Source organism: Peribacillus sp. P4_C12 (assembly GCF_056402095.1).
On sequence record NZ_JBFUIB010000285.1, the window covers coordinates 1 to 4,829 of the forward strand.

Sequence of the window (4,829 nt, forward strand, 5' to 3'; positions counted from 1 at the left end):
GTCCCTAAGTTCACCTCCCCACGTATTAATACATTCTGTATACTTTACCGTTTCAATTTCACCTTCCTTCACCTTCCTTCACATCCTTTACCAATTCGATCATGTGTCTTTTTAAATTTGCCATTTCAAAACATCCCTTCGTTTTTTAAATTAGGCTTTGATAAACATTGATGTTAATTTTTGAACAAATAAAAAGAGACCACTTATTGTGGTCTTCTTTAGTTCATCCTGTGGAACTATTTCAACTGTTAGTTCAATAAGGAAAGCATGCCTTATTAAAGAACTGCACCCTTTAATGGTATAACACCTAAGCTTCTAATAGCGTGTATTGTTAAGATAACTATAAAGGTTTTCTTGGATGGTTTGTGTAAAAATTACAGAATTTCACACAAGTTACTTTTAAAAAACACCCAATCTTAGTTTGGTCCATCATTTTTTGTGAACTTTGGCGATTGTTAGTAATAACAATGGTAACAGAAACCCGAATGTCATAGCATAAAAAGGCCAGATCTCTAAAATAAAGTTACTATAATAGACGGTATTGGGTGCCATAATCAATGTAAAGACAAGCAAAATCATACCAAATGGAAAAACCAGAGGACGATAATCTTGCAATTTTAACGTTTGTGCCAGACCTAAAACGGTCACATAAAAAAACAAACTAAATCTAAAAAAAATTGTGATGAACCAAATTATGGCTAGTATTGCTTCCAGCCTCGTCAGGAAATTAGCGATATTGATTTTCTGAGCCAATTTATAGCTTGGATAAATTTCTTTTGCTGTTAAATCGACACCAAGAACAAGAATGGCTAACATTGTTATTATGATCAAAACACTTCCAGCCAACAATTGACCGACAAACAGACTTTTTCTTATTCTGTCTTTTTGACTCACGAACGGGAGGATCATCAGAACCGCAACCGATTCTATAAAGGGAAAGACAATAAATGGTATAGACCCCCGTATAACTGGTTTCAATCCTCCCTCCCAGACGGGTTGCAGATTTTGAAATTTAATCTCAGGCAATAGAAGAATCATCAATGATGATAAAAGTATTACAACAAAAGGAAACAATATTTCCGCGCTTCGGGCCAAAGGTTCCAAACCGAGACGTGCGGACATGAGGACGATACTCATAAAAAGAAACATGATCACTTGAATTGGAGTATCAGGCATAATCTGACTTGTCATAAAATCACCAATTTCTCTCAGGTAAGTCGCTGTGGTTATAAAAAAGTAGCTTATAAATAGAAGCGAAATCGCTATTCCCAGCCACTTACCCAAAATTTTTTGGCTGTATTCCACTAATGTTAAATCAGGATAGCATTTCCTTAAAGCGTCATATAAAAAGACAACCAATAACGGTGCTATCGCCACGCTAAAAATACCAGAAACCCAACCATTTTGTTTTGCTTCAGAAGCGACAATGGAGGGAATAACTAAAATAGAATCACCAACCGTATATAATATCACTAATATCGTCAGTTGACGGCTTCCGATTTTACCCTTCTCGAGCATTATGATAAGTTCCTTTCACGACATAACGTTAAGTTATATACAAACGGTAAAAAAACAAAGAAGAGCAAAATTTGTTTCCTTTTTTCTGGCTCACTCAGCTCATTTGTGATTTCATAACCATTATTGACAGAAGAAGAATATACAAACCCTTTTGAGGACAAGTTATTCAACAACATCCTTTAATAGAGCATTAAAATAAATAAAGATATAGCAGGAGCTCTTTATCCTTCTAGTGTCCCTACTCTCGCTACTATTTCGTTCCACTGTTCTTCCCAGCACCCTTGTYGCTTTGAGCCTTGCGGACCCGGAACACCTTCTCCTCCGCCYTTTACATTACGGACATAGCTAACAACTTCCCCTGCAATTGCCGCATTTATTGAATATCCGATGATAGGAGGCGCATCTTCTCCAAGAGCTTCAACGATTTTTCCATCTTCACCAGTTTCAACAGAAACACCTGCTTGAATTTCTGCTCCCGCTTCGACCTTCCACGTTTCTCTATTCTTAATARTCACATAGACYGCTTCGCCTTCTTTGATCGCTCTTGTTGCTAAAAAGTCAGGTACTTCTCCTTCTAAGCTAAACGAATATTAATTTCATTTTCTTTTCTTTATCTTCGATTGCTAATACTACTAATCTGTAAGCGGGAATATCTTCAACTACAACAGCTTTATAGTTTATCATTATCCTTCAACTACACCTTGCTCTCCTTCATTTTTTCCTAGATAAAGCTTGCCAAATATCGTTTGATTAGAGAATCCCGGCTGTCTGTTTCACCTTTTTTGTCGGCTCCGAACAGAACAGTGAATTAGTGTTGCACTCAAAACATTATTTGTGGAGTGCCATATAATCCTTGTTGTCCGCCGATGCCATTCAGATATTAAATTTAAGCCCCTATTAGGGGCTTTTATTATTAATTTTCTCCTTCTCTCACAGTTTGAATATATCAATACACCTACTTCGTTACATTCTTTTTCATATTTCATTAATTCAAAAATGAAAAAATGGTTTATGGGCTGCTTATTCATACTGAACGGTAATTTTATCCTTATACATATGAGGTTCAGTCAATAATGATAAGGGTCTAGTTATAGTTGTTTGATAAGATTTTGTAAAACTCTTGTCTCTTTGTTAAAAATTATCTATAATATTACCTATTGATTTTATTTTTTGAAGATTATTACAAATGAACAAGAGAAAGGTTTTGAAAACTGAAGTGTTATCCCTTAATGAAAAGCAATATTGATTGCTTGAGAGCCCATTTGATTGAAATTGGAACCTTAAAAGGACTTTCTCATCCCGAAACGATTAAATCTAGTCAAGAATTAGATAAGTGGTTGTACAAATATCAAAAGTCCATATCAAACTGATCCTATATTCCGGAAGTTACTTTTTCTACACTCTTCCTTCACAGTCATTGTCCACTGTTCTTCAGCCACTTTAAACGCAATCCAAACATTCTTTTAATCGATTTGGTTCTTTGATTTTCCGATGCACTCTTTTGGAACAGCATTATCGTTTTGCCACATAATCATTGTTTCCCCGAAAACTCCAATTGGTAGAATCATCGGAGTGAGTTTTCGGTTGCTCACAATATAAATCATATTTGCTTCTAAACTAATTTTCGCTTCCTATGCCACTTGATCCACCCCCTATTTTTCTTCTGCGAAAGTATTTAAATCAATAATTTTTGACATTTGCTTTTCCTCCTAAAACCACATATTTGCGTCACTAGTTGCATTTATTTCTTTATACGCTGATAGAACTAACTCATATTTCAAATCATCATAATCCAGTAATTCAATGGACTGTCCGTGATGGGAGTGAGTCACTTAAAGTGCTATCAACTTTCCTAAGACAAAATTCCGTTTCCTTTGGTTTTGAGATTGTGCAGCATCATATAGCTGACCCATAAATACTTTTCTGATATTCTTTCAACAACTCATTCATTCTCGGCCTATTATTCTTCTAAAAAAAAGATCGAGTACTGATTTATCGTCAGTAAAGTTGACCGTGTTTTTTTCTATACCAGAAATAATCAACAAACGGAGTGATGTATGCTTGTTTTTGACGGACTCATGATAAAGTTCTCTAACCGTCATGTCTGCGCTCCAGATTGTAGGACACCCCATATTCTTTGATGAATAAAAGTGATATGGTTTCAATGGGACCATTTCTTTGTTTACCAATAATAATTTCTATAATGTTTTTGCTCTCCGATTGCTGTTTTATTTAAAGGCGTAATGTACAATGGGCCTTCTTACGAGGAGCTAGTTTCCCATGGATTTCAAAAATTAATATGCAATCATTGCAAATGTACTTCAATATAGCACCCTCCTTAATTGCCTAATGCATGGCTTATTCGAACTGTGCAGTAATAAAATCAATTAATGGTCTTAACACCAACTTTGTCATGTTAACCTTTTTATAAATATATTTTACATATATAAGGAGGGAATAAAATGTCTCTTAACGTACGCCTTTTTATAACCATAGTTACTGCTCTTTTATTTGTCATTCTTGTGTTCATGAATTTTTTGGGATATTGGAAAGCCCACTCAGCAATACAAATTCTTTTTTCTTTATTATGGTAGTATCTATTTTCAATGCGGGTACTGAAACCGGTAAAAATCTAAAAAACAGGAGCTGATTGGAAAATTCCAATTTACTTTTTCACTGCACAGTTTGTGTCTACTCTTCGATTCTTCTTAACTTAGCAATCCAAGGAGAAGAAAAATCTTCTACCTTGAATCTCCTCTGTTCGAATGAAAGATTATGAGGCACTTCAGATTGAGGATTTTGCTGTTTAAGAGGAGAAATAACCTCAAATCCTCTCGCCTCTAAATCCTTGATAGCTTGTTCAGCCTCATACTTCCTTTGACGACGAAATATAATCGGCTGCATATGCCTGGACATTAATAGCCTTGTTCCTGACGTTTCCCTTTTAGCGTCATGCTTTGGTCATCTTCTTTTTCTTCTTAGGCTTGTTCAACTACATAAAAAAACAATTAATCCATATACATAAAAATTCACCATAGGAAGGATTCTATAAAAAGGTAGAATATTACACCGAGGTGAATATGAAAACAAAAAAACACGACGTTCTAAATAAGAACTTTTCAATTCTAATATGGAAAATGGCAATAGGTTCTACTCTGTCCTGGGAATTATCAAAACTATTGGGTTCTAATCATCCTTACTTAGCTCCACTCACCGTCATCCTATGCCTTCAATCAACAATTGACATAACGGTCCAACGATCCATACAACGTGTAATTGGAACCATGATTGGTATTTCCGTTATTGTACTC

At 35.2% G+C, this 4,829-nt stretch carries 4 protein-coding genes and 1 pseudogene; 2 read left to right on the forward strand and 3 right to left on the reverse strand.

The window, feature by feature from the left end:
* Nucleotides 1-429 precede the first annotated feature (429 nt).
* Nucleotides 430-1,518 carry a GerAB/ArcD/ProY family transporter gene (locus AC1DUW_RS21125; RefSeq protein ID WP_053345470.1) on the reverse strand — a complete coding sequence of 363 codons (1,089 nt, stop codon included), beginning with the start codon at nucleotides 1,516-1,518 and terminating at the stop codon, nucleotides 430-432.
* A 221-nt stretch (nucleotides 1,519-1,739) separates the two neighbouring features.
* A pseudogene (locus AC1DUW_RS21130) lies at nucleotides 1,740-2,081 on the reverse strand (hypothetical protein); the annotation flags it as partial.
* A 666-nt stretch (nucleotides 2,082-2,747) separates the two neighbouring features.
* Between AC1DUW_RS21130 and AC1DUW_RS21135 the strand changes: the two are divergent.
* The gene (locus AC1DUW_RS21135; RefSeq protein WP_083450697.1) at nucleotides 2,748-2,888 is read left to right on the forward strand and encodes an aspartyl-phosphate phosphatase Spo0E family protein; all 141 of its coding nucleotides are present in this window, start codon (nucleotides 2,748-2,750) and stop codon (nucleotides 2,886-2,888) included.
* Between the two features lie 1,321 nt (nucleotides 2,889-4,209).
* Here the strand turns inward: AC1DUW_RS21135 and AC1DUW_RS21140 are convergent.
* A complete protein-coding gene (locus AC1DUW_RS21140; protein ID WP_053345468.1) occupies nucleotides 4,210-4,434 on the reverse strand; it encodes a hypothetical protein in 225 nt (74 codons plus the stop codon).
* Nucleotides 4,435-4,598: 164 nt separating this feature from the next.
* On the opposite strand from AC1DUW_RS21140, the gene AC1DUW_RS21145 reads away from it, so the two are divergent.
* A partial coding sequence (locus AC1DUW_RS21145; protein WP_477643379.1) for an FUSC family protein occupies nucleotides 4,599-4,829 on the forward strand: 231 nt, incomplete at its 3' end.